Below are 23,490 nucleotides of genomic sequence, written 5' to 3'. Positions count from 1 at the left end.
TCCGTCCATGACGCGCAAGAAGGCCGGCGCCCCCGGAATGCGGGGTACGCCGGCCTTCTTGCGCAGCGGCAGAACATCTGCGCGTCGATAACGGTGGCGGCCACACGGGCCGCAGTCCGGTCAGCTGCGGAAGTTCACGAACTGCAGGTCAGCTTCGTCGAAGTCCTTCAGCAGCGCCATGGTGGCCTGAAGGTCGTCGCGGGACTTGGACGTCACGCGCAGCTCGTCGCCCTGGATCTGGGACTTGACGGACTTGGGCGCTTCGTCGCGGATGATCTTGTTGATCTTCTTGGCCAGGTCCTGCGCGATGCCCTCCTTGATGGTGGACTCCAGGCGGAACTCCTTGCCCGAGGGGTAGGGCTCACCGGTGTCCAGGGACTTCAGTGAAATGCCGCGGCGGATCAGCTTCGACTGCAGGACATCCAGCACGGCAAGGACGCGCTCTTCCGAATTGGCCTTCATGAGGATCTTTTCGCCGCTGAAGTCCACCTCGGCCCCCACGCCCTTGAAGTCGTAGCGCTGGGCCAGTTCCTTCTGGGCCTGGTTGAGGGCGTTGGCCACTTCCTGCTTGTCCACTTTGCTTACGACATCGAACGTTGACTCGCCTGCCATGACTCTCCTTATTCCGGCTGGAGCCCCGTCCGCGGACAGGGCACTATTCACTGCATTCCAGACTAGTACGGTTGCTTCCCACCGGGGGTCCGAAGATTCACAGTTCCCTCTCAGCGGACACCCGGAGGGAACGAAGGCGGGGTGGGAACAGTTGTACGTGTGGAAAGTCGCGAAGGGAACACCATGCACCGCAAGGCCGTCAGTTACGTCACCCGGACCACTTCGGCGGCTGCAGGAGCAGTGGCAACGGCAGCTACGTCCGTGGCGGCAGCAGCTGTTGCGGCGTCCATCGTCTTCAGTCCGGTGGCTGATGCATCCTCCCGCATGGCAGGAGTCAGCGAGGACCTGTTGCGGGCCGTGCAGCTGAACCAGATCACCGAGGAGCAGGCCATTAAGTTTGAGGCCAGGCTGGCCGGAAGGATTGCCGGCGAGGCCTGAAGCGCCCCGTTTTCCGCGCCGTTCCGGGCTTTTCGGGGCGTCCGGCCACCCGATTCGATTCTTGGGCGGAAGTTCTGTAAAGTTGTCTTGCCCGCGGTTGCTGGAAGCGGAACGGACCGGACTGGAAACAGAAAAGGTGTGTTTCACAGAATGTAGCCAGGGTCTTCTTATGAAGTTCGGCAGATTACCCGAGCGGCCAAAGGGGGCTGACTGTAAATCAGCTGGCAACGCCTACGGGGGTTCGAATCCCTCATCTGCCACCCAAGGAGAAGCCTCCGGAACCAACAGGTTCCGGAGGCTTTTTCGCTCCCCGGGACACTTTCTCCCGCTTCAGCTTCCGCCTGATCCGCCGCGGCAGCCCGCCGTCGACATCCGTGTTGGACCGGGCGTAATCTGGCACCATCGGCGCACGTGCCCCGATGCCCTGCGTCGATAGTCCATCGATGAAGGAGGATTCAATGAGTGCTGTACGCGAATTCATGACCACTGATGCGCGATGTATCAAGGAAAATGAGTCCCTCGTGGAAGCTGCCCGGACAATGCGGGACATGGATTGCGGCTCGCTGCCCATCTGTGGAGACGACGGCAAGCTGAAAGGCATGATCACCGACCGCGACATCGTGCTCAAGTGCGTCGCCGCCGGCCGGGACCCGGGGCAGGTGATGGCCCGCGAGCTCGCCTCCGGCACGCCGCACTGGATCGACGCCGACGCCAACGTGGATGCCGCCATCGACATGATGGAAAAGCACCAGATCCGCAGGCTTCCCGTGATCGCCGACCATAAACTCGTCGGCATCATCAGCCAGGGCGACATTGCCCGCAACTACTCCGAACACCGCGTAGGCGAACTGGTGGAACACATTTCGGAGCGCCACGGGGTGTAGCGGGCGCACCATGTCATGGCCTTGTCCGCGGATCCTTACCCTCACGGTTCGGACCCGCGGACAACCTTCTGGGAAACCGGGTCGGGTGGGACTGACGGTCCGTCAGTTCAGCGCAATCACCAGCATCTGGTTGGTCCCCGGAATGCAGGTCTGCAGGATGGCCCGGGGGAAGCCGCCGAAAACGGCGATGACGTCATTTGTGGTACCGGGGTTGGGGACCTGGCCCCGGCCTGTCACCTTGTACGTGCCGTAGCCCGGGATGCTCACTGTCTCGCCGACGCCGATGCCGGAGAACCGGGCCCAGCCGCCGCAGAAGTCGTGTTCTGTGATGAAGAGCGAGTAGCCGTCGTTCGGGGTGTAGTGGATGGGGCCGATGCAGGCATCCACCATCGACTGCCCCCCGGCACCTGCCACATAGATGGTGCGTACGGCAGGGGCAGCCGGCGCAACGGGTGCGGCAGCCGGTGCTGGCGCCGGTGCAGCGGCGACGGGTGCCGGGGCTGCTGCAGGGATGGCCACCGGTGCAGCCGCGGCCACGGCTGCCGCAGGACCGGTCAACACGAGGACCTGCCCGGGAACGATAATGCTGTAGGCACCCAGCCCGTTGGCGGCCAGCATGGCGTTCATGTCGACGCCGTACCTGCCGGCAATGGCGCCGACGGTATCGCCCGCCACCACCGTGTACCGGTTGGAATCAGCTGCAGGCGCAGGTGCGGGTGCAGGTGCGGGCTCGAGGGCCGGCGCGGGGACCGGATCGGGTGCGGCGGCCTCGGCCGGGGGTGCCGGCGCCGGTGCCGCGGAAACCTGCCCCGCAGAAGCGGCTGAGGCGGGCGGTGCGTCCCCGGCAGCGGCGGGTTGCGCTGCAGGTGCGGCATTGGCAACCTGGCCGGCCGCCGTCGTGCCCTGGTTTGGCGAACTTGCGAGAGGGGTGGATGGGCCTGCTAAGGCTCCTACCCCCACGGCCGCCACTACTGCCGCAGTTGCCATCCCGGCCCAGAGCCTGTTGCTGATAGCCGGGCGGCCGGGCGTGATGGTGTCGCGGGGTTCGTCGGTGGCGAAGCTTCTGCTGCTGGGATCGGTGGTGACGTATGGCTGGTTCATGGTGGCCCGTCCGGGTGCGCTCCCGCCAGCCGGGCACAAAAAGCCGGCTTCGGCAGGAAGAATTAAGATCTGGCGCGCCGTAGCCGCCCATAGCGGGCCCGCTCGGTGCGTGCGATGAGGCCGGCCGCATACCCAGAAAATGCGGGGGGCTCCTTATGGCGGCGGAGATCCCGGGAGCAAACCCGGGGAACTGCCGGTGCGTGGTGCTGTCCTAGGAATCCCGAGTCTAGGAAGCCGGGGAACAGCCCGGCATCAGTAGGAATTACCCGACTTTTCCAGCCCGCTACTTGGCCGCCGCCGGCCCGCGTACTCAGGAACCGGCCGCCGCATACCTGCGGGCACCGTTTAGAGGGTCCGGTTTTCCTTCAGCTCAGCGATCTCGCGGCGGAGTGCGGAGATCTCGGCCACCAGTTCCGCAACCTCGGCGCGGACGGGTTCCTCGACGGCCTCGGCCACTGACTCCGCCGTGTCCTCCACCCGCTGCACCAGCCACGAAGCAATCGATGCGGTGACCACGCCGAGCACCGCAATTCCGCTCATCATCAGCGCGGCCGCCACCAACCGGCCGATCGCGGTCACCGGGTAGAGGTCGCCGTAGCCCACGGTGGTGATGGTGGTGATGGCCCACCACAGTGCGTCTCCGAAGGTGACAATCTTGGCGTCCGGTGCGGACTGCTCCACATCCAGGACGGCGAGCGCACCCACGAAGACGAGCATTCCTGCGGAACCGGCCACGTAAGTAACTACGCGTCCCCGCAGGGTCTCGCCCACGGTCCGGTGGAGCACGGACAGCAGCGTGACCAGCCGGAGCAGGCGCAGCGGCCGGAAGAACGGAAGGGCCACGATGAGCAGTTCGTGGAGGTTGCGGACGAACCAGTCCCACCGGCGGGGTGCCAGCCACAGGTTGGCTGCATAGTCGACGGCAAACACTATCCAGGTGACCCACATGACAGCTTCCAGCCAGCTCGCGCCGCTGCCTTCAAGGCGGCCGATCACCTGCCACGCGTAGGCTGCCAGGAAGATGAGCGCCGTGCCCATCAGCGGCCATTCAGCCAGGTCCCGGTAGCGTTGGTGCGTCATGCTGGAAATCCTACGTGCACGGCCGGCGTCAGTGACCTCCAGACCGGCCGGCCCCAGCAAAGTTACCAGCGGGTAACATCGAGTCATGCACCTTCTCCTGAGGACCCTGCTCCTGCTGTTCCGTTCAGCCCGCCGCCGTCCGCTCACCGTATGGGACAGTGCTTCCCTGCCGCTGCGGGCCCTGCCCACGGACATCGATATCGCCATGCACGTCAACAACGGCATGTACCTGTCCCTCATGGACCTGGGCCGGTTCGACCTGATGGTGCGCAGCAGCGTATGGTCGCGGATGCGGCGGCGTGGCTGGAGTCCGGTGGTGGCGGCCGAGACCATCGCCTTCCGCAAGTCCCTGCAGCTGTGGCAGCAGTACACCATCGAAACCCGGATCATCGGGCTGGACACCAAGGCCATCTTCTTCGAACAGCGGATGGTGGCCGACGGCGAGATTTACGCGCGTGCCTACATCGCCACCCGCCTGGTCAGCAGGTCCGGTCCGGTCAGCCAGGAGGAGATCCTCCGCGAGTTCGGCCAGCCGCCCGCGGACCTGGTGCTGCCCGAGTGGATCCACGAATGGCGCGAATCCAGCCAGCTGCCCGGAAGCCGCACGCCGGCTCCGCACGCCTGGCCGTAACGCCTTGCCCCAAATGCCTGCCCTGAGCGCCAGCCCGTAACGGGTTCTGAACCAGCGGTGCCGGCTACGCGCCGACGTCGCGCTGTTCAAGGGCGACGGCGGCCAGCACCACCAGTGCCGCGGAGATTCCCCATAGCCACCCGGCAGCAGCCCAGTCGGCCCCGTTGACCATGGGGGAGTTGCCGTAGGCCCAGTGGTAGGGGCTGACCTTGAGCAGCCACTCCACGTCCGGACTTTGCCGGCCGACGGCGTTGAAGACGTAGCCGAGCACGGCCACCGCCGCTCCTGCCGCAAGCCCGTATGTGCGGCGTCCGGTCGCTGCGCCCACGAACAGCGCCGAGGTCCCCGTGAGCAGGCCAAGCCCGGCGAACAGCACCACGGCGCCGAAGAGGTTGGCGGGGTCGATATCCAGCTGCGATGGGCCGTTCAGCAGGGTGACGATGACGAAAGCCAGGGCGGCCAGCACCAGCACCCGCAACAGCAGCGCCAGCGCGCGTTCCAGGACTACCTGCACCCGCCGCACGCCATGGGCCAGCGTCAGTTCAAGCTGTCCCGACTCCTCATCGCCGCCCACGGCAGCAGCGCCCCAGGCCACCGTGGCGATGCTCATGAGCAGGAAACCGATCAGCCCGAACAAAGTGGCCTGCGTGTAGCCGGGCCCGGAGGCAATCTGGTCGTAGTTCAGGGCACGGGTCATCTCCGCCGGCAGGGCGTTGATCATTTCCTGCATCTGCTCGCTGCCGCCGATGGAGGGGTACAGCGGGAGGTACAGGAACGCCGCCGCAGCGAGCCCGGCCGCCCAGGCAAGGGTGGAGCGCCACGAGTCGAAGAAGGCCCGCCGGAACAGCGGAAGCCTGGTACCCGCGGGATGCCTCACCGGACTTCCTTCCGTGGCGTGGCGTACATCTTCAGCACGGACTCCTCAAGGTCTGGCTCCTCCAGCACCAGGTCGGTCAGCTCAAGCCGTCCCAGCGCATGGAGCAGTGGCTGGATGGCGCCCTCGAGGACTGCGGCCAGGGTGACCCCACCGTTGGACTCGAGTACCTCGATGTTCCCGATGCCTGGCACCGCCGTGAGCAGCGCCACGGCGTCGGGCGCCGTTGTGTGGGAGGCCGTGAAGCGGAGGTGCCGCACTGCGCTTTCCCGCAGCCCGGTCACGGATTCGACGGCGATGATGCGGCCGTCGCGGAGGATGGCCACCGTGTCAGCGGTCTGCTGGATCTCGCTAAGGACGTGGGAGCTGAGGAAAACGGTCTGGCCGTTATGGCGGGCCTCGCGCAACATGGCATGGAACTCCTGCTGGATCAGGGGGTCCAGCCCGCTGGTGGGTTCGTCCAGCACCAGCAATTCCGGCTCGTGCATGAAGGCCTGCACCAGGCCGAGTTTTTGCTTGTTGCCCTTGGACAGCTTGCGGGTGTGCCGGTCCAGGTCGAGGTCCAGCCGCTCGGCGAGTTCATCAATCCTGCCAGGCGGCACCGGCCCGCTGACCGCCTCATAGTGGGACAGCAGCTTCCGCCCCGTCACTCTGCCTTCAAGGAAGAGCTCGCCCGGGAGGTAGCCGATGCGGCGGCGCAGGTCCGGCCCGCCTGCCCGGGGGTCCTGGCCCAGGACCCGCACCTCACCGCCGTTGGGCCGGATAATGTCCAGGAGGCAGCGCATGGTGGTGGTCTTGCCTGCGCCGTTGGGGCCGATCACACCGAAAACACTGCCCGCCTGCACCTCAAAGTCGACGCCGTGCAGCACTTCGCGGCGGCCAAAGCTCTTGGTCAGGAAACGCGCGGAAACCGCGATGTCCATGGTGCCCTCCCGGGTGCCGCTGCGGGGCTGATGACCAAGGGTAAGCCCACGGAGCGGCCGTGTACATGTGCAGGGCTGGGTTATTCCCGATGACGCGTGCAGCGAACAGCCACGCACGGCGGCGGCGTCACGCGTACCGTTGTTCCATGGCTACCCTTGACATCACAGGTGAACAGTTCGCATCGACGATCGAAGGCAACGACATTGTCCTGGTCGACTTCTGGGCAGAATGGTGCGGCCCCTGCAAGCAGTTTGGGCCCACGTACTCGGCTGTTTCCGAGAAGCACCCGGACGTCCTCTTCACCAAGGTGGACACCGAAGCCGAGCAGCAGCTCGCCGCGGAGGCAGGCATTTCCTCCATCCCCACACTGATGGCCTTCCGCGAAAAGGTGCTGGTGTTCTCCCAGCCCGGCGCGCTGAACGCCCAGCAGTTGGAGCAGGTGGTGGACGCCGTGAAGGCCCTGGACATGGAGGAAGTCCACGCCCACGTGGCCAAGCAGCGCGAAGAGGCTTCAGCCGCGGCCAAGCCCTCAGGTCCCCAAGACGGCTCGCAGATCCCGGACCTGTAAATAATCCTTAAATCAAAGAGCGGGACCTCCTACAGGGAGGTCCCGCTCTTTTGGTTTCAGAGGCCTGCTAGACGCGTTCCACCTTGACGGGCTCAGCCAGCAGTGCGCTCAGCGATTCGTTGAGGTCCTGCACCGCGGTGCCCTTCGAATGCTTGGCCAGGTCCTCCTCGGAGGCCCACTGTTCGGTCAGCACCAGCTTTTCCTCTGTGGCTTCCGTCAGTTCGTAGCGGATGCAGCCCGGCTCGTTCACCACCTCGTCGATGGCTATTTCCAGGGCCAGCTTCACGCGGAAGAACTCGCCCTCGTTGGGGATGAACGTTGCCTGCAGGTCGATCGGTGCACTCATGGATTTCACAATACCGGGCAACGGCGCCGCTTCCCGCCGTGTTGCGGCGGACATGCGATCCGGATGCTGTCATTGGCGCCTCCCTGTTGGTAGCGTGCCTGCATGCGTGCTTACACAGCCGGGGACACTGACGTTCCGCTGCTCGAGGAGACCATTGGTGCGAACTTCGAGCGGGTGGCCGCCAGGTTCCCGTACCACGACGCCCTGATCGAGGCGGCCCCGGTACCGGGCGCCGACGCGCGCCGCTGGAGCTACAGCAAGATGAACGACGACGTCGACCGGCTGGCCCGCGCGCTCCTCGCCCTGGGCGTGGCCAAGGGGGAGCGGGTGGGCATCTGGAGCCCCAACTGCGCCGAATGGACGCTGCTGCAGTACGCCACCGCGAAGGTGGGAGCCATCCTGGTCAACGTGAACCCGGCGTACCGCAGCCACGAGCTTGAATTCGTGGTGAAGCAGAACGGGATGCGCACCCTCGTGACCGCGCCCTCGGACACCAACAGCGATTATGTGGGCATGGCCCGGCAGGCGCTCGCCGGCTGTCCGGAGCTGCGGGAACTGGTGTTCCTGCCGGTTCCGGGCGGGGATGTGGACGACGCCGTGTCCCCGCTCAGCGACGCGGAGCAGACGTACGCCGAGCTGCTCAAGCGGGCTGACGCCGTCGGGCACTCCGCCTTGAAGGCGCGGATGGCGGAACTGGACCCGCACGATCCCATCAACCTGCAGTACACCTCCGGCACCACGGGTTTCCCCAAGGGCGCCACCCTCACGCACCACAACATCCTGAACAACGGCTTCGCCATCGGGGAACTGCTGGGCTACACCGAGCACGACCGTGTGGTGATCCCGGTGCCGTTCTACCACTGCTTCGGGATGGTGATCGGCAACCTCAACGCCCTGAGCCACGGCGCCGCCACCATCATCCCGGGCCGCGGGTTCTCACCGGCCGCGGCGCTTGAGGCGGTACAGGATTTCGGCGGCACGTCCCTGTACGGGGTACCCACCATGTTCATCGCCGAGCTTGCGCTGCCCGATTTCGCCTCGTACGACCTCTCCACGCTGCGCACCGGGGTGATGGCGGGTTCGCTGTGCCCCATCGAGGTGATGAACCGCGTCATCGCGGACATGAACATGACGGACGTGGCCATCTGCTACGGCATGACCGAGACGTCGCCGGTGTCCACCATGACGCGCAAGGGCGACACCCTGCAGCACCGGACCGAAACGGTGGGCCGGACCATGCCGCACCTGGAGAGCAAGATCGTGGACCCCGCGTCCGGCGCCGTTATGGAGCACGGGGAGATCGGCGAACTCTGCACGCGCGGCTACGCGGTGATGGACGGGTACTGGAACCAGCCTGACAAGACCGCGGAGGCCATCGACGCCGAGGGCTGGATGCACACCGGAGACCTCGCCCGGATGGACGCCGACGGCTACGTGCTGGTGGAGGGCCGGATCAAGGACATGGTGATCCGCGGCGGCGAGAACATCTACCCCCGTGAAATCGAGGAATTCCTCTACACCCACCCGGCGGTCCAGGACGTCCAGGTGATCGGGGTACCGGACGAAAAATACGGTGAGGAACTGATGGCCTGCATCATCCTCAAGTCCGGCGCCGAACCGCTGGACGCTGCGGCGGTGGCCGACTTCTGCCGCGGGCAGCTGGCCCACTACAAGGTGCCCCGCTACGTCGAGATCCGCAGCAGCTTTCCCATGACGGTCTCGGGGAAGATCCGCAAGGTGGAGATGCGGCAGGAAGCGGTGGCCCGGCTGGGCCTGTAACCCGTCCTTGGTCCCTGCCGCGCATCCCTACCTTTGCGCGAGGCGGCCTACCTTGTCCGGCGGGCGCCTCGGCGGGTTGACCGTGCCGCGGCAAACGCCAGGACGACGGCGGCGGCGAGCGCGGCTGCCACGAGCAGCGGGCGGAAGCCGGCGGCGTTCCCTTCCGTGCCGTGGGCGGGACGCCCGCCCGGCGATGGGGCGGGTTCGGCCGTGGTCACCTCGTCCGGCGACAGCTTCCATTCGGACGCGGCGGGGAGGATGCCCGGGGGCAGCTTTTCGTTCCGGAGCTCCCGCCGCAGTTCGAGCTGTTCCCTCACCCCCTCGGTGGGCGCGGGCACGGCATCATCGGCGGCCAGCGCGGAGGGGAGGTCCACGATATACGGCTTCCCGTAGAACGCGGCGGACGCCACCGAGTCCAGCCAGGTGGCCGGCGGGGACTGGACGCCACGGCGGGCGAATTCTGCCTGGAGCCTCGCCTTGATCTCCTCCAGGTCGTTGCCCTCCGCATCCCGGGTGACGTCGAAGATGGCCAGTTGAAGCTGGACATGGCTGTCCTCTTCTGGCTCGTTGGTACCGGGGGTCGCATTCGTTGCCGCATCCATCCGGGAACCTTACCCACCTGCGGGCCGTCTTACGCGTTCAGTCCGGTGGCTAGTGCCCGCGGTGGTCCTGGATGGTCATCCGGGGGCCAAAGGTCGGCTTGCGGAAGCCGGTGCTCTGGATCATCCGTACTACCCGCTGCCGCTGCCCGTTCCAGGGCTCGAGCAGGCGGAGCATGCCGGCGTCGTCGGTCCGGCGTCCGGTCAGGGCCGCCCCCACGTAGGCCGCGAGGTGGTAGTCACCCACGGCGATGGAGTCCGGGCAGCCGTGGGTCCGCTGCACCACCTCAGCCGCCGTCCAGATCCCGATGCCCGGGATGGTCTGCATCTTCAGTCCGGCCTCGGCCGCCGGCAGCCCGGCCAGCCGTTCAAGCGCGGCGGCGGAGCGCAACGCCCGCATGACCGTGGCCGAACGCTGGGGTCCCACGCCGGCCTTGTGCCAGTCCCAGCTGGGGACCTGCAGCCATTGCATGGCCGTGGGCGGCACCAGCAGACCTTTGGGTGTTGACGTGCCGGCCTTCGGCGCAGGCGTTCCGTACCGCTGCGCCAGGTACCGGTACCCCCGCCGGGCTTCGATGACCGTGACCTTCTGCTCCAGGATGATGGGCACCAGCTGGTCGACCATCCGGCCGCTGGCGGGGAGCCGCAGCGCCTGGCTCCGGCGCCGGGCTTCGCGGACCATCCGGGGCAGTGTGGCGTGGAATTCCGGCTCGTCGAAGCCGGACCAGTCGTCATCTGCGCCCATCAGCCTGGGAGCTGCCCGTGCTGCCAGTTCGGCGCCCGGTCCCCACGCCTGGACGTCCACCCGGGCAGGGGCCCGGGGGCCGTCGTCGTGCGTTCCGGCAGCAGTACCCCCCACCGGGCTGAGCCGCAGCGTGGCCGGCCCGTCCGGCGTGGTGAACGCGTTCCAGATGACATCTCCCTGGACGCTGAAGGAGGGGTCACTGTAGCCCCGCAGCAGCGGGCCAAGGGTGCGGGCCAGGCTGTAGGAGCCCTCCGGGTACCAGCACAGGGACACGTCCGCGCCGGCGGCAAGCCGGGGAGGTGCTGCTGCGATGGTCATGCCTTAATCGTCCCACGGCCCTGCGACATGGCAGTCCCTTATCAGCGGAGACGGGCCGGGCTGGAATCCAGCGTGAAGCGCGGAGCCGCCACGCGCCCGGCCGGGAAGGGCAGGAAGACGCCATGGGCGGAGTAGTGCATTTCGAAATCCCCGCGGACGACCGCGGACGGGCAGCAGAGTTCTAACGGCAGGCGCCTGAGCCTCAGTGCATCCCTGACACGGACCACAAGGCCAGGACGGCAAGGGGGAGCGTCAGCAGCACCGCCACGATCCCGGCCAGCGCGAAGCCGCCCCACCTGACGGGGACGTTCAGCACGCGGAGCCGCTCGTGCCACAGCAGCGTGGCCAGGGATGCCCACGGGCTTACCAGTGGCCCAAGGTTGACCCCGATCAGGAGCGCGGCCAGCCGGGCGGGGGAGTCAGCCACGGGTTCCAGGGCGAGGTAGGCCGGCAGGTTGTTGGCCACGTTCGCAGCGCCCGCCCCCACCCCGGCCAGTTGAAGGAGCGCGGGAAGGTCCTCGCCGGAACCTGCCACGCCATCAAGCAGGGCGGTAAGGCCGTTGGCATGCAGGGCTTCCATCAGCATGAACAGCCCGGCCGTCAGCATCAGGGGCCGCCACGGCACCATGGACCACTTCAACGCCGCCGGCCGGCGCCAGGCGAACACAGCCATGAGGAAAGCCGCCGCGGCAAGCGCCGGGTACTGGACCGGCAGGCCGGACACCAGCGCCGGCAGCAGGACCAGCAGCGTGGCCGCGGCTATCGCCAGCAGGGTCCGGTCCCGGGCCGGGCTGACGGGCCGTGGCCGGTACTTCCCCCGGAGGTCGCGCCGGAACGCCAGCCACAGCAGGACAAGGGGGACCAGCAAGCCCACCACTGCAGGCGCCCACACCAGCCCGGCAAACTGCACCGGGCTCAGTCCCAGCCGCTCCTGGGCCAGCAGGTTGGTCAGGTTGGAGACGGGCAGCAGCAGCGAGGCCGTATTGGCCAGCCAGATGCTGGTCAGGGCGAACGGCAGCGGCGGAATTCCGGCGTGCTTGGCCAGGAGGACCACCACCGGCGTCACCAGCACGGCGGTGGTGTCCAGGGACAGGAAGACCGTGGACACGGTGGCCAGTGCGATCACCAGCAGCCACAGCGTGAACACCCTGCCCCGGCCCAGGGCTGCGAGCCTTCCCGTCACCGCCCGGAAGAGCCCGGCCTCGTCCACCAGTTCGGTGACCAGGGACATGGCCAGGACAAAGCCCAGGATGGGCACCGTCCGTCCGGCCAGTTCACTGAACGCCGGCAGGGGGAGTATGCCTGCGGCCAGGGCTGCCAGGCCTGCCGCCAGCGCGGCACCGGGCAGCAGGTAACTGCGGGCAGCCTTGGCCCATGCGAACTGCTTCACCGCCTTATCGTCGCACCCCGGGCCGGGTGGCGCGTGCAGGAAGCGGTAGCTTTATACCTATGAAGTACGCCCAGTCCATCCTGGACCTCATCGGCAACACCCCGCTCATCAAACTCAACCACGTGACCGAGGGCATCAGCGCCACCGTCCTGGTGAAAGTTGAGTACCTGAACCCCGGCGGGTCCATCAAAGACCGCATCGCGGCGCAGATGGTTGAGGACGCCGAGCGGGAAGGCAAACTGCAGCCCGGCGGCACCATCATCGAACCCACCTCCGGCAACACCGGGGTGGGCCTGGCACTCGTGGCACAGCAAAAGGGCTACAAGTGCATCTTCGTGGTCCCGGACAAGGTGGGCGAGGACAAACGGGCGGTCCTGCAGGCATACGGCGCCGAGGTTGTGGTCACCCCCACCGCCGTGCCGCCGGACAGCCCGCAGAGCTACTACGGCGTCTCGGACCGGCTGGTCCGCGAAACGCCGGGCGCCTACAAACCGGACCAGTTCTCCAACCCGGCAGCGCCGGGCAGCCACTACAAGACCACCGGTCCGGAGATCTGGCATGACACCGACGGCAAGGTCACCCATGTGGTCATCGGGGCGGGCACCGGCGGCACCATCACCGGCACCGGCCGCTACCTCAAGGAGGTTTCGGCGGACCGTCCCGAGTCCGACGGCGGCGTGGTCCGGATCATCGGAGCGGATCCGTCGGGTTCGGTCTACTCGGGCGGTACCGGCCGGCCGTACTTCGTCGAGGGCGTGGGCGAGGACATGTGGCCGGCGAACTACGACAAGTCCGTCCCGGACCAGGTCATCGCCGTCACAGACGCAGACTCCTTCGCCATGACCCGCCGGCTGGCCCGCGAAGAAGGGCTCCTGGTGGGCGGCTCGTCGGGGATGGCCGTGGTGGCCGCCCTGCAGGCGGCGAGGGACCTCCCCGAATCAGCTGTCGTCGTCGTGATCCTGCCCGACTCCGGGCGCGGTTACCTCGCCAAGATCTTCAACGACCAGTGGATGCGCTCGTACGGCTTCCTGTCCGGCGGCGAGGAAACCTCCGTGGGCGAGGTCATCAAGTCCAAGAACGGTGAATTGCCGGACCTGGTGCACATCCACCCCAACGAGTCGGTCCGCGACGTCATCAACATCATGAACGAGTTCGGCGTCAGCCATATCCCGGTGCTCTCGCAGGAACCCCCGGTGGTGATGGGTGAGGTCCTCGGCGCCGTGGACGAACGCACCCTGACGGCCAAGCTCTTCCGCGGCGAAGCCAAGCTGACGGACAAGATCGCCGAACACATGGGCCCCAAGCTGCCCGTCATCGGATCGCTGGAAAGCATCTCGGCGGCCCGCGAGCTGCTCTCCGACGTGGACACCGTCATGGTCACGTTCGTGGGCGCCCCCATCGGCATCCTCACCCGGCACGACCTTCTGGCGTACCTCAGCAACTAATCCCGGCAGTTGGCCCGGCCGCCGGCGGTGGCTGGGCCCGTCGAAACCAGACACACGAAGGAGCACCATGTCCCTGCAGGAAAACCAAGGTTTCAACACCCGCGCGGTGCATGCCGGCCAGGCCTTCGAGCCCCGCACGGGCGCGGTGGTTCCGCCGCTGCACTTCAGCTCGACGTACGCGCAGGACGGCATCGGCAACCTCCGGGCCGGCTACGAGTACGGGCGCGGCGGCAACCCCACCCGGGACGCCCTGCAGGAACAGCTGGCGGCACTGGAACTGGGAACCCACGCCTACAGCTTCAGCTCGGGCCTGGCGGCTGAGGACGCCCTGATCCGGGCCCTCACCCGGCCCGGTGACCACATCGTGCTCGGCAACGATGCCTATGGCGGCACGTACCGGCTGATCAGCCGCGTTCTGGGCGACTGGGGCATCGGCAACACCCCGGTGGACATGGCCAACCTGGATACCGTCCGCAGCGCCGTCGCCGCCAACAAAACCCGCTTCGTGTGGGTGGAGACCCCGTCCAACCCCCTGATGAAGATCACGGACATCGCCGCGCTCGCGGACATAGCGCACGACGCCGGCGCCCTCCTGGTGGTCGACAACACCTTCGCGTCTCCCTACCTGCAGAACCCGCTCGCCCTGGGTGCCGACGTCGTGGTCCACTCCACCACGAAGTACATCGGCGGCCACTCCGACGTGGTGGGCGGCGCCGTCGTGGTCAAGGATGCGGAGCTGGCGGAAAAGATCGGCTTCGTGCAGTTCGCCGTGGGTGCAGTGTCCGGGCCGATGGACGCGTTCCTCACCACCCGCGGCCTGAAGACCCTGGGCGTGCGGATGGACCGGCACAGCGAGAACGGCCAGGCCGTGGCCGAATGGCTGCTGGAACGCCCGGAGGTGGAAGCTGTCCTGTACCCGGGCCTGCCATCCCACCCCGGCCACGAGCTGGCCAGCAGGCAGATGCGGAGCTTCGGCGGCATGGTGTCCGTACAGTTCAAGGGCGGCGAGGCGGCTGCCCGGAAGGTGGCCGAATCCACCTCGGTGTTCACGCTGGCCGAGTCCCTGGGCGGCATCGAATCGCTGATGAACTACCCGTCCGAAATGACGCACGCTTCGGTGAAGGGCACCGAGCTTGCCGTGCCGGTGAACCTGCTGCGACTTTCCTGCGGCATTGAGGACAAAGAGGATCTGGTGGCCGACCTGGAGCAGGCCTTCTCCGCAATCCCCTGAAGCACCACGGAGAGTCTGGCTTTCTTGAAAGAAGTCAGCTAGGGTTTCCGGCATGCCACTTCGATCCGACTGGTCCCGCCGAAACTGCAGCATGGCCCGCGGCCTGGACGTCCTGGGGGACCCCTGGACCATCCTGGTCCTCCGCGAGGTCTTCTTCGGCAACGGCCGTTTCGACGCTATGAAGGCACGCCTCGAGGCGGCGGACTCGGTGCTCACCAAGCGCCTTGCGGGCCTGGTCGACGCCGGGCTGCTGGCGAAGCAGGCCTACGACGACGGCGGCCGCGTCCGCCGGGAGTACGTCCTCACCGCCAAAGGCGAGGACGTACTCCCGGTCCTGAATGCCGTGACGATCTGGGCCGAGAAGCACCTGCCGGCGCCGTCGGAGAAGGCCCACATGTTCGTTATCCATTCGGACTGCGGGCAGCGCACCACGTCCGCCGATACCTGCACGTCCTGCGGCCAGCAGCTCACCGCCGCCAACACCAGCTGGCACAGCCAGACGCGGTCCGAAACGCCCGTGGCCCTTGCCACCGCCACCCATCCTGGAGCCGCGGCATGAGCACCCTGCCCGACGAAGCGGCCGTCCCGGACGAGCGGGCGGCCGATGCCCCGGAGCGCCCCAATGGCGCGGAGCAGGCACGTTCGCCGCGCCGGCTGCACCCCGCCTGGATCGTGGCGGCCGTGGCCTTCCTCGCCCTGGTGGGTGCGGCAGGTTTCCGGGCAGCCCCGGGCGTCCTCATGGTCCCGCTGCAGCAGGAATTCGGGTGGAGTACCACCGTCCTGTCCGCGGCGGTCAGCATCAACCTGGTCCTGTTCGGCCTGACGGCACCGTTCGCGGCGGCCCTGATGGAACGCTTCGGCGTCCGGGCCGTGACGGCCACGGCGCTGGTGCTGATCGGACTGGGCAGCGCCCTCACCGTCCTGGTGAACCAGTCCTGGCAGATCCTGCTGACGTGGGGGCTGCTGATCGGCCTGGGCACCGGCTCCATGGCACTGGTTTTCGCCGCCACCATCGCCAACACGTGGTTCACCAGGAGCCGCGGACTGGTGATCGGCATCCTGACGGCCGGCAGCGCCGCGGGGCAGCTGGTCTTCCTGCCCTTCATCGCCATGCTCGCGCAGGACCCGGGCTGGCGGCAGGCGTCGCTGCTGATCGCGGCCGGTGCCCTGGCCGTGGTCCCGCTGGTGCTGAAGTTCCTCAAGAACTCGCCTGATGAAGCCGGCGTTCTGCCCTACGGCGCTGACCAGATAGAACAGCCACAGTCAGCAATACAGTCACCCTCCGCGGCGCTGGCGCAGCCTGGCGCCGACGCCGGTCCGCGCGCCAACGCTGCCGTCCGCGCCCTGCAGGTGCTCCGCCGGGCCAGCAAGGTGCGTACGTTTTGGGCCCTGGCTGCCGGCTTCGCGATCTGCGGAGCCACCACCAACGGCCTGATCGGCACCCACTTCATCCCCTCTGCGCACGACCATGGCATGCCGGAAACCACCGCCGCGGGGCTGCTGGCCGTCGTCGGGATCTTCGACATCCTCGGAACCATCGCCTCCGGGTGGCTCACGGACAGGTTCAACCCGCGCATCCTGCTGGCCGTCTACTACCAGTTCCGCGGCATCGGCCTGCTGGTGCTCCCGCTGCTGCTCAGCGCCGAGGTCCAGCCCAGCATGATCGTGTTCGTGGTGATCTATGGCCTGGACTGGGTGGCCACCGTGCCGCCAACGGCCGCCATCTGCCGCGAAACCTTCGGTGCGGACGGCAGCGTGGTGTTCGGCTGGGTGTTCGCGGCCCACCAGCTGGGGGCCGCCGCCGCAGCGCTGGCCGCAGGTGCGCTCCGGGACGCCACGGGGCACTACACCTACGCGTGGCTGGGTGCGGCTGCCATGTGCACCATCGCCGCCGTCATCAGCGCCACCATCCGGAAGCACCGCGGTGCCGGGGATGCTCAGGCCGGGGCGGAGCACATAGCGGCGTGACCGGGGTCCCTGCCCGGCGAGGCTAGGCTGGGAAGCATGGAATCCACGGCTCCGGTCCCCGCCCGCAACGTCGCCCTGGTTACGGGCGCCGGCCGGCTGGCCGGCATCGGCGCCGGGATCGCGCGCCAGCTCGCGGCCGACGGCTGGGACCTGGTGCTGGCAGGCTGGGAGGACTACGACGGCCGGATGCCGTGGGGGAGTGATCCCGAAGATGAAGTCCGGCTGACCGCCGAGCTCGAAGCCATTGGCGCCCAGGTCCACGTCCTGTCAGCGGACCTGCAGGATCCGGCGGTGCCGGATCGCCTGGTCGCGGAGGCCGTCGAGCTCGCCGGGCCCCTGCAGGGCCTCGTGCTCAGCCACGCCGAGTCCGTGGACTCTGGCATCCTCGATACCAGCCTCGAAGCCTTTGAACGGCACTTCGCCGTCAACACCCGGGCCAGCTGGCAGCTGATCGCCGCGTTCGCACGGCAGGCAACGGACGACGGCGGCGCGATCGTTGCGCTGACCAGCGACCACACAGCCTTCAACCTTCCCTACGGCGCGTCCAAGGGGGCGCTGGACCGCATTGTGATCGCCGCTGCACGCGAGCTGGGACCCCGGGGAATTTCCGCGAACGTCCTCAATCCCGGCCCGGTGGACACCGGCTGGATGTCCGACGAGGTGCGGGAATCAGTGGTTGCGCGCCAGCCCACGGGGCGGTTGGGAACCCCTGCCGATGTTGCCGGGACCGTTGCGTTCCTGATGTCGCCGGCGGGCCGCTGGGTGTCCGGACAGCTGATCAAGGCAGACGGCGGCTTCTCGGCGTAGGTGCCCGGGTTGCCTCCCGGCCCGTCCCTTCAGCGGAAGGCGGGGAGGCCGGTGATGTGCTGGCCCAGGATCAGGGTGTGGACCTCGTCCGTGCCCTCGTAGGTGCGCACCGACTCGAGGTTGGCGGCGTGCCGCAGTGGCGGGTAGTCCAGGGTGATGCCGTTGCCGCCCAGGATGGTGCGGGCTTCGCGGGCGATCTTGATGGCCTCGCGGACGTTGTTCAGCTTGCCCAGTGAGATCTGCTCGGGCCGGATGGTACCGGCATCCTTGAGCCGGCCCAGGTGCAGCGCCAGCATGGTTCCCTTCTGGATTTCCACCAGCATGTTCACCAGCTTCTCCTGCGTCAGCTGGTAGCCGGCCAGCGGCCTGCCGAACTGGAGGCGGTCCTGCGAGTAGGCCAGGGCGGCTTCGTAGGAATCACGGGCCGCACCCATGGCGCCCCAGGCGATGCCGTAGCGGGCCTCGTTCAGGCAGGTGAACGGGCCGCGCAGGCCCAACGCACCAGGAAGCAGCGCCTCGGAACCCAGCCGGACGCCGTCGAACGTTATGTCGCACTGGATCGATGCGCGCATGGACAGCTTCTGCCTGATGGGCATGGCTGTGACACCGGGGGTGCCTGCGGGGACCAGGAACCCGCGGACACCGTCAACTGTCATGGCCCACACCACCATCACGCCGGCCACGGACGCGAGCCCAATCCAGCGTTTGGCGCCATCGAGAATCCACCCGGCGTTGTCCCCGCTGCCGTTACGCGTGGCCGTGGTGGCCATGGAGGACGGATCGGAACCGGCACTGGGCTCGGTCAGCGCAAAACAGCCGATCACCTCGCCGGCGGCCATCCGCGGCAACCACTCCTGCTTCTGATCCTCGGAGCCCCAGGTGTGGATGGCGGTCATCGCCAGCGAGCCCTGGACCGACACGAACGTGCGGATCCCGGAGTCGCCGGCCTCCAGTTCCATCGCCGCCAGCCCGTAGTCGACGGCGGTCCGGCCCGGGCAGCCGTAGCCCTCCAGGTGCATGCCCAGCACGCCGAGCTCACCGAGTTCCGGCGCCAGTTCCATGGGAAAGACGCCGTCCTCGTACCACCGGGCGATGTCCGGCCTTATCCGCTGGGCGGTAAAGTCGCGGACCTTCTGCCGCAGCGCCAGTTCCTCCCCGCGGAGCAGGGCGTCAAGGTCCAGGACGTCCGAGGTGCCCGCTGTCATGGGGTCACGGGTCATCGCTTCGCCAGGAAGTAGCCGCGGGTGGAGGGCAGGAAACGGCAGACGGCGGCGAGCACCACGCCCAGGGCCAGCAGCACCACGCCGCTGACGAACGCACCGCCGACGCCGAAGATCTGCGTATCGCCGTAGGCCGGGTCCCACATCTGCACGGCCGAGATGAAGAACGCCGCGGTGAGGAGCAGCGCGCCCAGCAGCGGGAGGATGCCACGGAACCACAGGTTGCGTGCCGATTCGCGGAGGGTGCCCCTGAAGTACCAGAAGCAGGCGAACCCGGTCAGCGCGTAGTAGAAGGCGATGAACAGGCTGATGGCACTGATGGAATCGGCCAGCAGGTTCTCGCTGAGGAAGCTCATGGCCACGTAGTAGACGGCGGCCGCGGCGCCCATCACCTTGGTGGAGAAGCCGGGCGTCTGGTTGCGGGGGTGCACTTCGCCGAACTTGGGCGGCAGGGCCCCGTGCGTGCCCATGGACAGGGTGCCGCGGGCCGTGGGCAGGATGGTGGTCTGCGTGGAGGACAGCACCGAGGCAAGGACCGCGACGACGATCAGCCAGCCCCACGGGCCCAGCACCACGTCCTTCATGGCCAGGAAGACGTCGGCCTGGTTGGCCTCGTTGCCCAGGCCGATGCCGTCGCTGCCAACGGTGGCGTACATCATCACCAGCAGCGCCACGGAGACGTAGATGGCCACCAGTACGAACGCCGAGATGACGGCGCCGCGGCCGGGGGTCTTGGACGGGTTCTCGGTCTCCTCGTTCAGGGCCAGGCAGGTGTCCCAGCCCCAGTAGATGAACAGGGCCAGCAGGGAGCCATGCACCACGGCGCCGGGGTCCGCGAACGCGCCCACCGGGTTGAACCACTCAAAGTCGAACGCCTGCCCCTCCGGCGGGCCGCCCACAATCCTGATCACGATTGCCAGCGCAAAAATGCCCAAAGCTATGTACTGCACGTACGTCAGCACCCGCTGGACGTGCTCGCCCAGCCGGATGCCCCTGTAGTTCACGACGGTCATCAGCACGATGAAGAGCACACCCGTGCCGGTGACCACCAGCTTGTTCTGGGCCAGGGATCCGTCACCGATGAGCAGCCACAGGTACTGCCCCGCCACCTGGGCCAGGTTTGCCAGCACCACAATCCCGGCGAGCGCAACACCCCAGCCGCCCATCCAACCCGCCCAGGGGCCGAAGGCCCGCCGCGACCAGGTGAAGGTGGTGCCGCAGTCGGGCATGGCACTGTTCAGTTCCCGGAAGGCGTAGGCGATGAACAGGACCGGGACGAACCCGAGCAGGAGCACGAACGGGGTGTAGTTGCCGTTGACCGCCACGATCAGGCCAAGCGTCGCGGCGAGGGAGTACACCGGTGCCGTGGAGGCGAGGCCGAGCATGACGGAGTCGCCGAGGTCCAGGATGCCGGCGCGCAGCCCTTTGGCCTGGACGGTGGTGCCGGACGGGCCGCCCTGGCCTCCCGCCGTCGTCATGTCTGTGCTCATAGGGTGATACCTGCCTTGCTGGAGGAAGTTCCGGCGCCCAGCGGTGCGGGCGCGTCGATGGTGTTCGGTACGAAGCGGCAGAAGTAGTCCGTGATGGGCCCGTCCGATTCCCTGATGCCGCAGCCCACGGATTCGCCGTCCACCACCCACAGGCCCAGCACCGGATGGTTGCCGTCAAAGTCGGGCAGCTGCTGGTACTGCTGGTAGCACCAGCCTTCCCGGCCGTACCCGCCGGGCTGTTCCAGGCTGATTCCCGGTGCGTGGATCTTGATGTTGTCGCCCTCGCGGCCGTGCAGCGGCTTGGCCACCCATTCCTTCAGCGGACCGGGATTGTCCAGGTAGGCCGGCAGCAGGTTGGGGTGGTTGGGGTAGAGGTGCCAGAGCGCGGCAAGGAGCGCCTTGTTGGAGAGCAGCATTTTCCACGCCGGTTCCACCCAGCGAGGGTTGTGGGCACGCTCCAGCAAACGGGGTCCGAACGGTTCCTTCATCATCAGCTCCCACGGGTAGAGCTTGAAGATGGTGCTGATCATGAAGTTGTCCATGTCCACGAACCGGTTCAGGTTGGGGTCCCAGCCGATATCGGACATGTTGATGCCGATGGTGGTCCAGCCGGCCTGGCTGGCGGCGTCCCGCATGTAGGCGGCGGTCATCCAGTCCTCGCCGGATTCTTCCACCTCGGAGTGGGCCACATGCAGGGTGGACATGCCGGTGCGGTACTGGAACTTCTTCCACTGCCGGATCAGCGCTTCGTGGATGCCGTTCCACTGGTCCTTTTCCGGGAACACGTCCTGGAGCCAGAACCACTGGGCCACCGCAGCCTCGATCAGGCCGGTAGGGGTGTCCGCGTTGTACTCGAGCATCTTGGCCGGGCCGCCCTGCCCGTCGTAGATGAAGTCGAACCGGCCGTAGACATCAACGTCGCCGGCCTGGAGCGACTGGGCGGCAAGCTCCAGGGCCTGTGGTCCAATGCCGATAGGGCCCATGGCGCCGGTGGCCAGGAACTTGGCGGCCTCGAGGCACATGCGGTGCATCTCCTCGGCCGTCTCCTCGAGCCGTTCCACCTCATCTTCGGTGAACTCGTAGTAGGCGGACTCGTTCCAGTACTCGATCTTCCGGCCGTCATCCATGGTGGTGGTGGAGAAGACCAGGCCCTGTTCTTCAATTTTCTGTTTCCAGCCCGGGCGTGGGTTTGACAGCAGCCGCTTCATGCTCAGCCCCCCGAACTCTTGCCGCCGCTGGTGCCGCTCTTGGCGCTGGTGCCGAAGCCGCCGCGGCTGACGGTGCCGCCCTTGCTGCTGTAGCCGGTGGAGGCCTTCGCGCCGCTGGGCATGGTCCGGGTGTAGTTCGGTGCGGTAGACCGGTTCTGGCCCACGGCCGGGACGGAGGCGCCGCGGGAGTAGAAGTACCAGGCGTAGATGCCGCCGCTGCGTCCTGCCGAGCTGTTGCAGCTGGCGTCCTCTACCCGTTCGCCGGTTTCGTCGTTGAAGCACACCTGGGCGTATTCGGGATCGTCCTGGTTGCTGGCCACGACGGCGGTGATGGTGCCGGCGAGCAGGGCGGTCACGCCCAGGCCGACGACGACGGTGCGCCGCTGGGAGCGCTTCTTCCGGGCCACTGCCTCGTTCTGCTGCTTCTCCCGGTCACGGGCGAACGGGTCCACCGGGGTGACGGGTTCGTTCAGGAGATCGGGGCGGAGCTCCGGCTTGGGCACCTGCCACGGGGGAGGTTTGGGGGTATTGGCCCCACCTGGAGACTGGGCATCGCCGTCCGGCCGGCCGTTGCCGGCGTTGCTGCCCGGTTGGTTGTCCGGCTCGTTCTTTGGACCTTTATCGTCTGGATCCACGGCGTCCCCCTCAGTCATCCACGTGAATTGGGCACAGCGCTGCACCCCAAGTTGTGATCTGCACATCAGCGTAGCCCCTGCCCGTGCCCGCGGCGAGCCTGAAACAGGGGAGAACTGCCCACAACATGAGCCCGGGGGCCGGACCCTAGACTGGAGCCATGGAAACCGCTTCACTGCTTGCCGTCTGCCGCGTCCACCAGCTCCTGCCGGATGCCTCAAACGTGGGCGTGACCGCCATCGACAAGCGCCCGGCGGAGGGTCCGGTCAAGGTGCACCGGCTGGGACTGTCGGGGGACATCCAGGCCAACCGGGTCCACCACGGCGGCCCGGACCAGGCTATCTACGCGTACTCCCAGGCCGACGCCGACTTTTGGGGCGGCATGCTGCGGCGGGAAGTTCCGCCGGGGGAGTTTGGCGAGAACCTCCGCGTGGACGGTATCGATGCCACCTCGGCGGTGATTGGTGAGCGGTGGAGGATCGGGCTGGACGTGGAGCTGGAAGTCACCTCGCCTCGGACCCCGTGCGCCACGTTCCAGCGGCGGCTGGGGGAGCGCCAGTGGGTCAAGCGCTTCACCGACGAAGGGCGGGTGGGAGCCTACCTGCGGGTCATCAGGACCGGCAGTATCCAGGCGGGGGACCACGTCCACCGCACGTACGTTCCGCGGCACGGTGTCACCGTGGGCAAATGGTTCAGCGATCCTGACCTGGAGTCCATGGAAGCGCTCCGGGATGCCGAGGCCGACGGCGAGATCAGGCTCCAGCAGCCTGAGTTCGGCAAGAAGTTCGAGGCTTTGCTGCGCAGGGTTGGGCAGTAACGCCGGGCTGCACTACCGTGGGACGGCGCCCATGTGCGCAACCTCACCGCCGTCGCCGCCGGTTGAATTACCAACGCGGGGCGCGCATACCTTACACTTGAAACATCCCCCACTCCGGAAATCCCTTATTCCTGCCCAATTGTTGAGGCAGGACTGGCAAGTGTTGGGGCCCGCATCTGACGGGCATTTTCATAGGGAGAGCCGGCTGAAGTAAACGCTGTACAGACTGCTGGGATAGCAGCCAAGAGATGCAGCGCGAAGTCCTGCCACGGGATTGCGAAAGCGCCGGACTTCTGTGACCGGCCGGTCAGCGTTTGCCCGGCACCCACGGCACGCGTACTGCGGCTCCGCTCACCCCCGGGTAGTGCCGCCTGGCCCCCTA

At 67.4% G+C, this 23,490-nt stretch carries 24 protein-coding genes and 1 tRNA gene; 12 read left to right on the top strand and 13 right to left on the bottom strand.

Annotated elements, in window-relative coordinates:
• Positions 1 to 120 precede the first annotated feature (120 nt).
• Positions 121 to 612 carry a YajQ family cyclic di-GMP-binding protein gene (locus tag ACP3TD_RS15010; protein ID WP_056075583.1) on the bottom strand — a complete coding sequence of 164 codons (492 nt, stop codon included), beginning with the start codon at positions 610 to 612 and terminating at the stop codon, positions 121 to 123.
• A gap of 183 nt (positions 613 to 795) precedes the next feature.
• Between ACP3TD_RS15010 and ACP3TD_RS15005 the strand changes: the two genes are divergently transcribed.
• The 3 genes from ACP3TD_RS15005 (at position 796) to ACP3TD_RS14995 (ending at position 1,934) form a co-directional block, all read left to right on the top strand.
• A complete protein-coding gene (locus tag ACP3TD_RS15005; RefSeq protein WP_056075580.1) occupies positions 796 to 1,050 on the top strand; it encodes a hypothetical protein in 255 nt (84 codons plus the stop codon).
• A gap of 178 nt (positions 1,051 to 1,228) precedes the next feature.
• A tRNA-Tyr gene (locus ACP3TD_RS15000) sits at positions 1,229 to 1,310 on the top strand.
• A 198-nt stretch (positions 1,311 to 1,508) separates the two neighbouring features.
• The gene (locus ACP3TD_RS14995; RefSeq protein ID WP_045729515.1) at positions 1,509 to 1,934 is read left to right on the top strand and encodes a CBS domain-containing protein; all 426 of its coding nucleotides are present in this window, start codon (positions 1,509 to 1,511) and stop codon (positions 1,932 to 1,934) included.
• Positions 1,935 to 2,036: 102 nt separating this feature from the next.
• Here the strand turns inward: ACP3TD_RS14995 and ACP3TD_RS14990 are convergent, their stop codons facing one another.
• Positions 2,037 to 3,035 carry a LysM peptidoglycan-binding domain-containing protein gene (locus tag ACP3TD_RS14990; protein WP_426763798.1) on the bottom strand — a complete coding sequence of 333 codons (999 nt, stop codon included), beginning with the start codon at positions 3,033 to 3,035 and terminating at the stop codon, positions 2,037 to 2,039.
• Positions 3,036 to 3,380: 345 nt separating this feature from the next.
• Entirely contained in the window at positions 3,381 to 4,115 is a 735-nt protein-coding gene (locus ACP3TD_RS14985; RefSeq protein ID WP_426763797.1) for a potassium channel family protein, read from the bottom strand.
• Positions 4,116 to 4,200: 85 nt separating this feature from the next.
• On the opposite strand from ACP3TD_RS14985, the gene ACP3TD_RS14980 reads away from it, so the two are divergent.
• On the top strand, positions 4,201 to 4,746 hold the full coding sequence (locus ACP3TD_RS14980; protein WP_426763796.1) for an acyl-CoA thioesterase: 546 nt from the start codon (positions 4,201 to 4,203) through the stop codon (positions 4,744 to 4,746).
• A 64-nt stretch (positions 4,747 to 4,810) separates the two neighbouring features.
• Here the strand turns inward: ACP3TD_RS14980 and ACP3TD_RS14975 are convergent, their stop codons facing one another.
• Both ACP3TD_RS14975 and ACP3TD_RS14970 read right to left on the bottom strand, forming a co-directional pair.
• Positions 4,811 to 5,623 (bottom strand): ABC transporter permease subunit, encoded by an 813-nt coding sequence (locus tag ACP3TD_RS14975; protein ID WP_426763795.1) that lies wholly within the window; start codon positions 5,621 to 5,623, stop codon positions 4,811 to 4,813.
• A complete protein-coding gene (locus ACP3TD_RS14970; protein ID WP_426763794.1) occupies positions 5,620 to 6,543 on the bottom strand; it encodes an ABC transporter ATP-binding protein in 924 nt (307 codons plus the stop codon). The genes ACP3TD_RS14975 and ACP3TD_RS14970 overlap by 4 nt, the downstream gene beginning before the upstream one ends.
• A 146-nt stretch (positions 6,544 to 6,689) precedes the next feature.
• Here ACP3TD_RS14970 and ACP3TD_RS14965 point away from each other — a divergent pair, with 146 nt between their 5' ends.
• Positions 6,690 to 7,112 carry a thioredoxin family protein gene (locus tag ACP3TD_RS14965; protein WP_015937931.1) on the top strand — a complete coding sequence of 141 codons (423 nt, stop codon included), beginning with the start codon at positions 6,690 to 6,692 and terminating at the stop codon, positions 7,110 to 7,112.
• Positions 7,113 to 7,179: 67 nt separating this feature from the next.
• On the opposite strand, the gene ACP3TD_RS14960 is transcribed toward ACP3TD_RS14965, so the two are convergent.
• Complete coding sequence (locus ACP3TD_RS14960; RefSeq protein WP_091722150.1) at positions 7,180 to 7,458, bottom strand: putative quinol monooxygenase; 279 nt, start codon at positions 7,456 to 7,458, stop codon at positions 7,180 to 7,182.
• Between the two features lie 102 nt (positions 7,459 to 7,560).
• Here ACP3TD_RS14960 and ACP3TD_RS14955 point away from each other — a divergent pair, with 102 nt between their 5' ends.
• Positions 7,561 to 9,237 (top strand): AMP-binding protein, encoded by a 1,677-nt coding sequence (locus tag ACP3TD_RS14955; protein ID WP_426763793.1) that lies wholly within the window; start codon positions 7,561 to 7,563, stop codon positions 9,235 to 9,237.
• 47 nt (positions 9,238 to 9,284) lie between these two features.
• Here the strand turns inward: ACP3TD_RS14955 and ACP3TD_RS14950 are convergent, their stop codons facing one another.
• From ACP3TD_RS14950 to ACP3TD_RS14940, 3 genes are all read right to left on the bottom strand, one after another.
• Entirely contained in the window at positions 9,285 to 9,839 is a 555-nt protein-coding gene (locus tag ACP3TD_RS14950) for a hypothetical protein (protein WP_426763792.1), read from the bottom strand.
• Between the two features lie 49 nt (positions 9,840 to 9,888).
• Positions 9,889 to 10,899: a DNA-3-methyladenine glycosylase family protein gene (locus tag ACP3TD_RS14945; RefSeq protein ID WP_426763791.1), complete on the bottom strand. Its 1,011-nt coding sequence runs from the start codon at positions 10,897 to 10,899 to the stop codon at positions 9,889 to 9,891.
• Between the two features lie 202 nt (positions 10,900 to 11,101).
• Positions 11,102 to 12,289: an SLC13 family permease gene (locus tag ACP3TD_RS14940; protein ID WP_426763790.1), complete on the bottom strand. Its 1,188-nt coding sequence runs from the start codon at positions 12,287 to 12,289 to the stop codon at positions 11,102 to 11,104.
• Positions 12,290 to 12,348: 59 nt separating this feature from the next.
• On the opposite strand from ACP3TD_RS14940, the gene ACP3TD_RS14935 reads away from it, so the two are divergent.
• From ACP3TD_RS14935 to ACP3TD_RS14915, 5 genes are all read left to right on the top strand, one after another.
• The gene (locus ACP3TD_RS14935) at positions 12,349 to 13,734 is read left to right on the top strand and encodes a cystathionine beta-synthase (RefSeq protein ID WP_426763789.1); all 1,386 of its coding nucleotides are present in this window, start codon (positions 12,349 to 12,351) and stop codon (positions 13,732 to 13,734) included.
• A gap of 67 nt (positions 13,735 to 13,801) precedes the next feature.
• Positions 13,802 to 14,965 carry a cystathionine gamma-synthase gene (locus ACP3TD_RS14930; RefSeq protein WP_426763788.1) on the top strand — a complete coding sequence of 388 codons (1,164 nt, stop codon included), beginning with the start codon at positions 13,802 to 13,804 and terminating at the stop codon, positions 14,963 to 14,965.
• Positions 14,966 to 15,017: 52 nt separating this feature from the next.
• Positions 15,018 to 15,524: a winged helix-turn-helix transcriptional regulator gene (locus ACP3TD_RS14925; RefSeq protein ID WP_426763787.1), complete on the top strand. Its 507-nt coding sequence runs from the start codon at positions 15,018 to 15,020 to the stop codon at positions 15,522 to 15,524.
• Complete coding sequence (locus tag ACP3TD_RS14920; protein ID WP_426763786.1) at positions 15,521 to 16,933, top strand: MFS transporter; 1,413 nt, start codon at positions 15,521 to 15,523, stop codon at positions 16,931 to 16,933. Before ACP3TD_RS14925 ends, ACP3TD_RS14920 begins: the two co-directional genes overlap by 4 nt.
• Positions 16,934 to 16,969: 36 nt before the next feature.
• Complete coding sequence (locus tag ACP3TD_RS14915) at positions 16,970 to 17,740, top strand: SDR family oxidoreductase (protein ID WP_426763785.1); 771 nt, start codon at positions 16,970 to 16,972, stop codon at positions 17,738 to 17,740.
• Positions 17,741 to 17,769: 29 nt separating this feature from the next.
• Here the strand turns inward: ACP3TD_RS14915 and ACP3TD_RS14910 are convergent, their stop codons facing one another.
• The 4 genes from ACP3TD_RS14910 to ACP3TD_RS14895 are packed head-to-tail and all read right to left on the bottom strand — an operon-like array spanning position 17,770 to position 22,311.
• The gene (locus tag ACP3TD_RS14910; protein ID WP_426763784.1) at positions 17,770 to 18,960 is read right to left on the bottom strand and encodes an acyl-CoA dehydrogenase family protein; all 1,191 of its coding nucleotides are present in this window, start codon (positions 18,958 to 18,960) and stop codon (positions 17,770 to 17,772) included.
• Positions 18,957 to 20,450, bottom strand: coding sequence for an APC family permease (locus tag ACP3TD_RS14905; RefSeq protein WP_426763783.1), 1,494 nt, complete (start codon positions 20,448 to 20,450; stop codon positions 18,957 to 18,959). The genes ACP3TD_RS14910 and ACP3TD_RS14905 overlap by 4 nt, the downstream gene beginning before the upstream one ends.
• The gene (locus tag ACP3TD_RS14900) at positions 20,447 to 21,658 is read right to left on the bottom strand and encodes a glutathionylspermidine synthase family protein (RefSeq protein ID WP_426763782.1); all 1,212 of its coding nucleotides are present in this window, start codon (positions 21,656 to 21,658) and stop codon (positions 20,447 to 20,449) included. Before ACP3TD_RS14900 ends, ACP3TD_RS14905 begins: the two co-directional genes overlap by 4 nt.
• A 2-nt stretch (positions 21,659 to 21,660) precedes the next feature.
• On the bottom strand, positions 21,661 to 22,311 hold the full coding sequence (locus tag ACP3TD_RS14895) for a Tat pathway signal protein (RefSeq protein WP_426763781.1): 651 nt from the start codon (positions 22,309 to 22,311) through the stop codon (positions 21,661 to 21,663).
• 140 nt (positions 22,312 to 22,451) lie between these two features.
• Between ACP3TD_RS14895 and ACP3TD_RS14890 the strand changes: the two genes are divergently transcribed.
• Entirely contained in the window at positions 22,452 to 23,108 is a 657-nt protein-coding gene (locus ACP3TD_RS14890) for an MOSC domain-containing protein (RefSeq protein WP_426763780.1), read from the top strand.
• Positions 23,109 to 23,490 lie beyond the last annotated feature (382 nt).

Origin of the sequence: Pseudarthrobacter sp. 1G09 (assembly GCF_050038305.1) — a bacterium.
In the GTDB taxonomy this organism is placed as follows: domain Bacteria; phylum Actinomycetota; class Actinomycetes; order Actinomycetales; family Micrococcaceae; genus Arthrobacter; species Arthrobacter equi.
The sequence above is the reverse complement of the archived record's forward strand: the minus strand, read 5'-3'. Positions and strand labels throughout refer to the sequence as shown.

What these genes read in the sequence shown, in the direction of transcription:
- ACP3TD_RS15010 (WP_056075583.1), bottom strand. Translation starts at nt 612, where the DNA reads ATGGCAGGCGAGTCAACGTTCGATGTCGTAAGCAAAGTGGACAAGCAG.
- ACP3TD_RS15005 (WP_056075580.1), top strand. Translation starts at nt 796, where the DNA reads ATGCACCGCAAGGCCGTCAGTTACGTCACCCGGACCACTTCGGCGGCT.
- ACP3TD_RS14995 (WP_045729515.1), top strand. Translation starts at nt 1,509, where the DNA reads ATGAGTGCTGTACGCGAATTCATGACCACTGATGCGCGATGTATCAAG.
- ACP3TD_RS14990 (WP_426763798.1), bottom strand. Translation starts at nt 3,035, where the DNA reads ATGAACCAGCCATACGTCACCACCGATCCCAGCAGCAGAAGCTTCGCC.
- ACP3TD_RS14985 (WP_426763797.1), bottom strand. Translation starts at nt 4,115, where the DNA reads ATGACGCACCAACGCTACCGGGACCTGGCTGAATGGCCGCTGATGGGC.
- ACP3TD_RS14980 (WP_426763796.1), top strand. Translation starts at nt 4,201, where the DNA reads ATGCACCTTCTCCTGAGGACCCTGCTCCTGCTGTTCCGTTCAGCCCGC.
- ACP3TD_RS14970 (WP_426763794.1), bottom strand. Translation starts at nt 6,543, where the DNA reads ATGGACATCGCGGTTTCCGCGCGTTTCCTGACCAAGAGCTTTGGCCGC.
- ACP3TD_RS14965 (WP_015937931.1), top strand. Translation starts at nt 6,690, where the DNA reads ATGGCTACCCTTGACATCACAGGTGAACAGTTCGCATCGACGATCGAA.
- ACP3TD_RS14960 (WP_091722150.1), bottom strand. Translation starts at nt 7,458, where the DNA reads ATGAGTGCACCGATCGACCTGCAGGCAACGTTCATCCCCAACGAGGGC.
- ACP3TD_RS14955 (WP_426763793.1), top strand. Translation starts at nt 7,561, where the DNA reads ATGCGTGCTTACACAGCCGGGGACACTGACGTTCCGCTGCTCGAGGAG.
- ACP3TD_RS14950 (WP_426763792.1), bottom strand. Translation starts at nt 9,839, where the DNA reads ATGGATGCGGCAACGAATGCGACCCCCGGTACCAACGAGCCAGAAGAG.
- ACP3TD_RS14945 (WP_426763791.1), bottom strand. Translation starts at nt 10,899, where the DNA reads ATGACCATCGCAGCAGCACCTCCCCGGCTTGCCGCCGGCGCGGACGTG.
- ACP3TD_RS14935 (WP_426763789.1), top strand. Translation starts at nt 12,349, where the DNA reads ATGAAGTACGCCCAGTCCATCCTGGACCTCATCGGCAACACCCCGCTC.
- ACP3TD_RS14930 (WP_426763788.1), top strand. Translation starts at nt 13,802, where the DNA reads ATGTCCCTGCAGGAAAACCAAGGTTTCAACACCCGCGCGGTGCATGCC.
- ACP3TD_RS14925 (WP_426763787.1), top strand. Translation starts at nt 15,018, where the DNA reads ATGCCACTTCGATCCGACTGGTCCCGCCGAAACTGCAGCATGGCCCGC.
- ACP3TD_RS14920 (WP_426763786.1), top strand. Translation starts at nt 15,521, where the DNA reads ATGAGCACCCTGCCCGACGAAGCGGCCGTCCCGGACGAGCGGGCGGCC.
- ACP3TD_RS14915 (WP_426763785.1), top strand. Translation starts at nt 16,970, where the DNA reads ATGGAATCCACGGCTCCGGTCCCCGCCCGCAACGTCGCCCTGGTTACG.
- ACP3TD_RS14910 (WP_426763784.1), bottom strand. Translation starts at nt 18,960, where the DNA reads ATGACCCGTGACCCCATGACAGCGGGCACCTCGGACGTCCTGGACCTT.
- ACP3TD_RS14905 (WP_426763783.1), bottom strand. Translation starts at nt 20,450, where the DNA reads ATGAGCACAGACATGACGACGGCGGGAGGCCAGGGCGGCCCGTCCGGC.
- ACP3TD_RS14900 (WP_426763782.1), bottom strand. Translation starts at nt 21,658, where the DNA reads ATGAAGCGGCTGCTGTCAAACCCACGCCCGGGCTGGAAACAGAAAATT.
- ACP3TD_RS14895 (WP_426763781.1), bottom strand. Translation starts at nt 22,311, where the DNA reads ATGACTGAGGGGGACGCCGTGGATCCAGACGATAAAGGTCCAAAGAAC.
- ACP3TD_RS14890 (WP_426763780.1), top strand. Translation starts at nt 22,452, where the DNA reads ATGGAAACCGCTTCACTGCTTGCCGTCTGCCGCGTCCACCAGCTCCTG.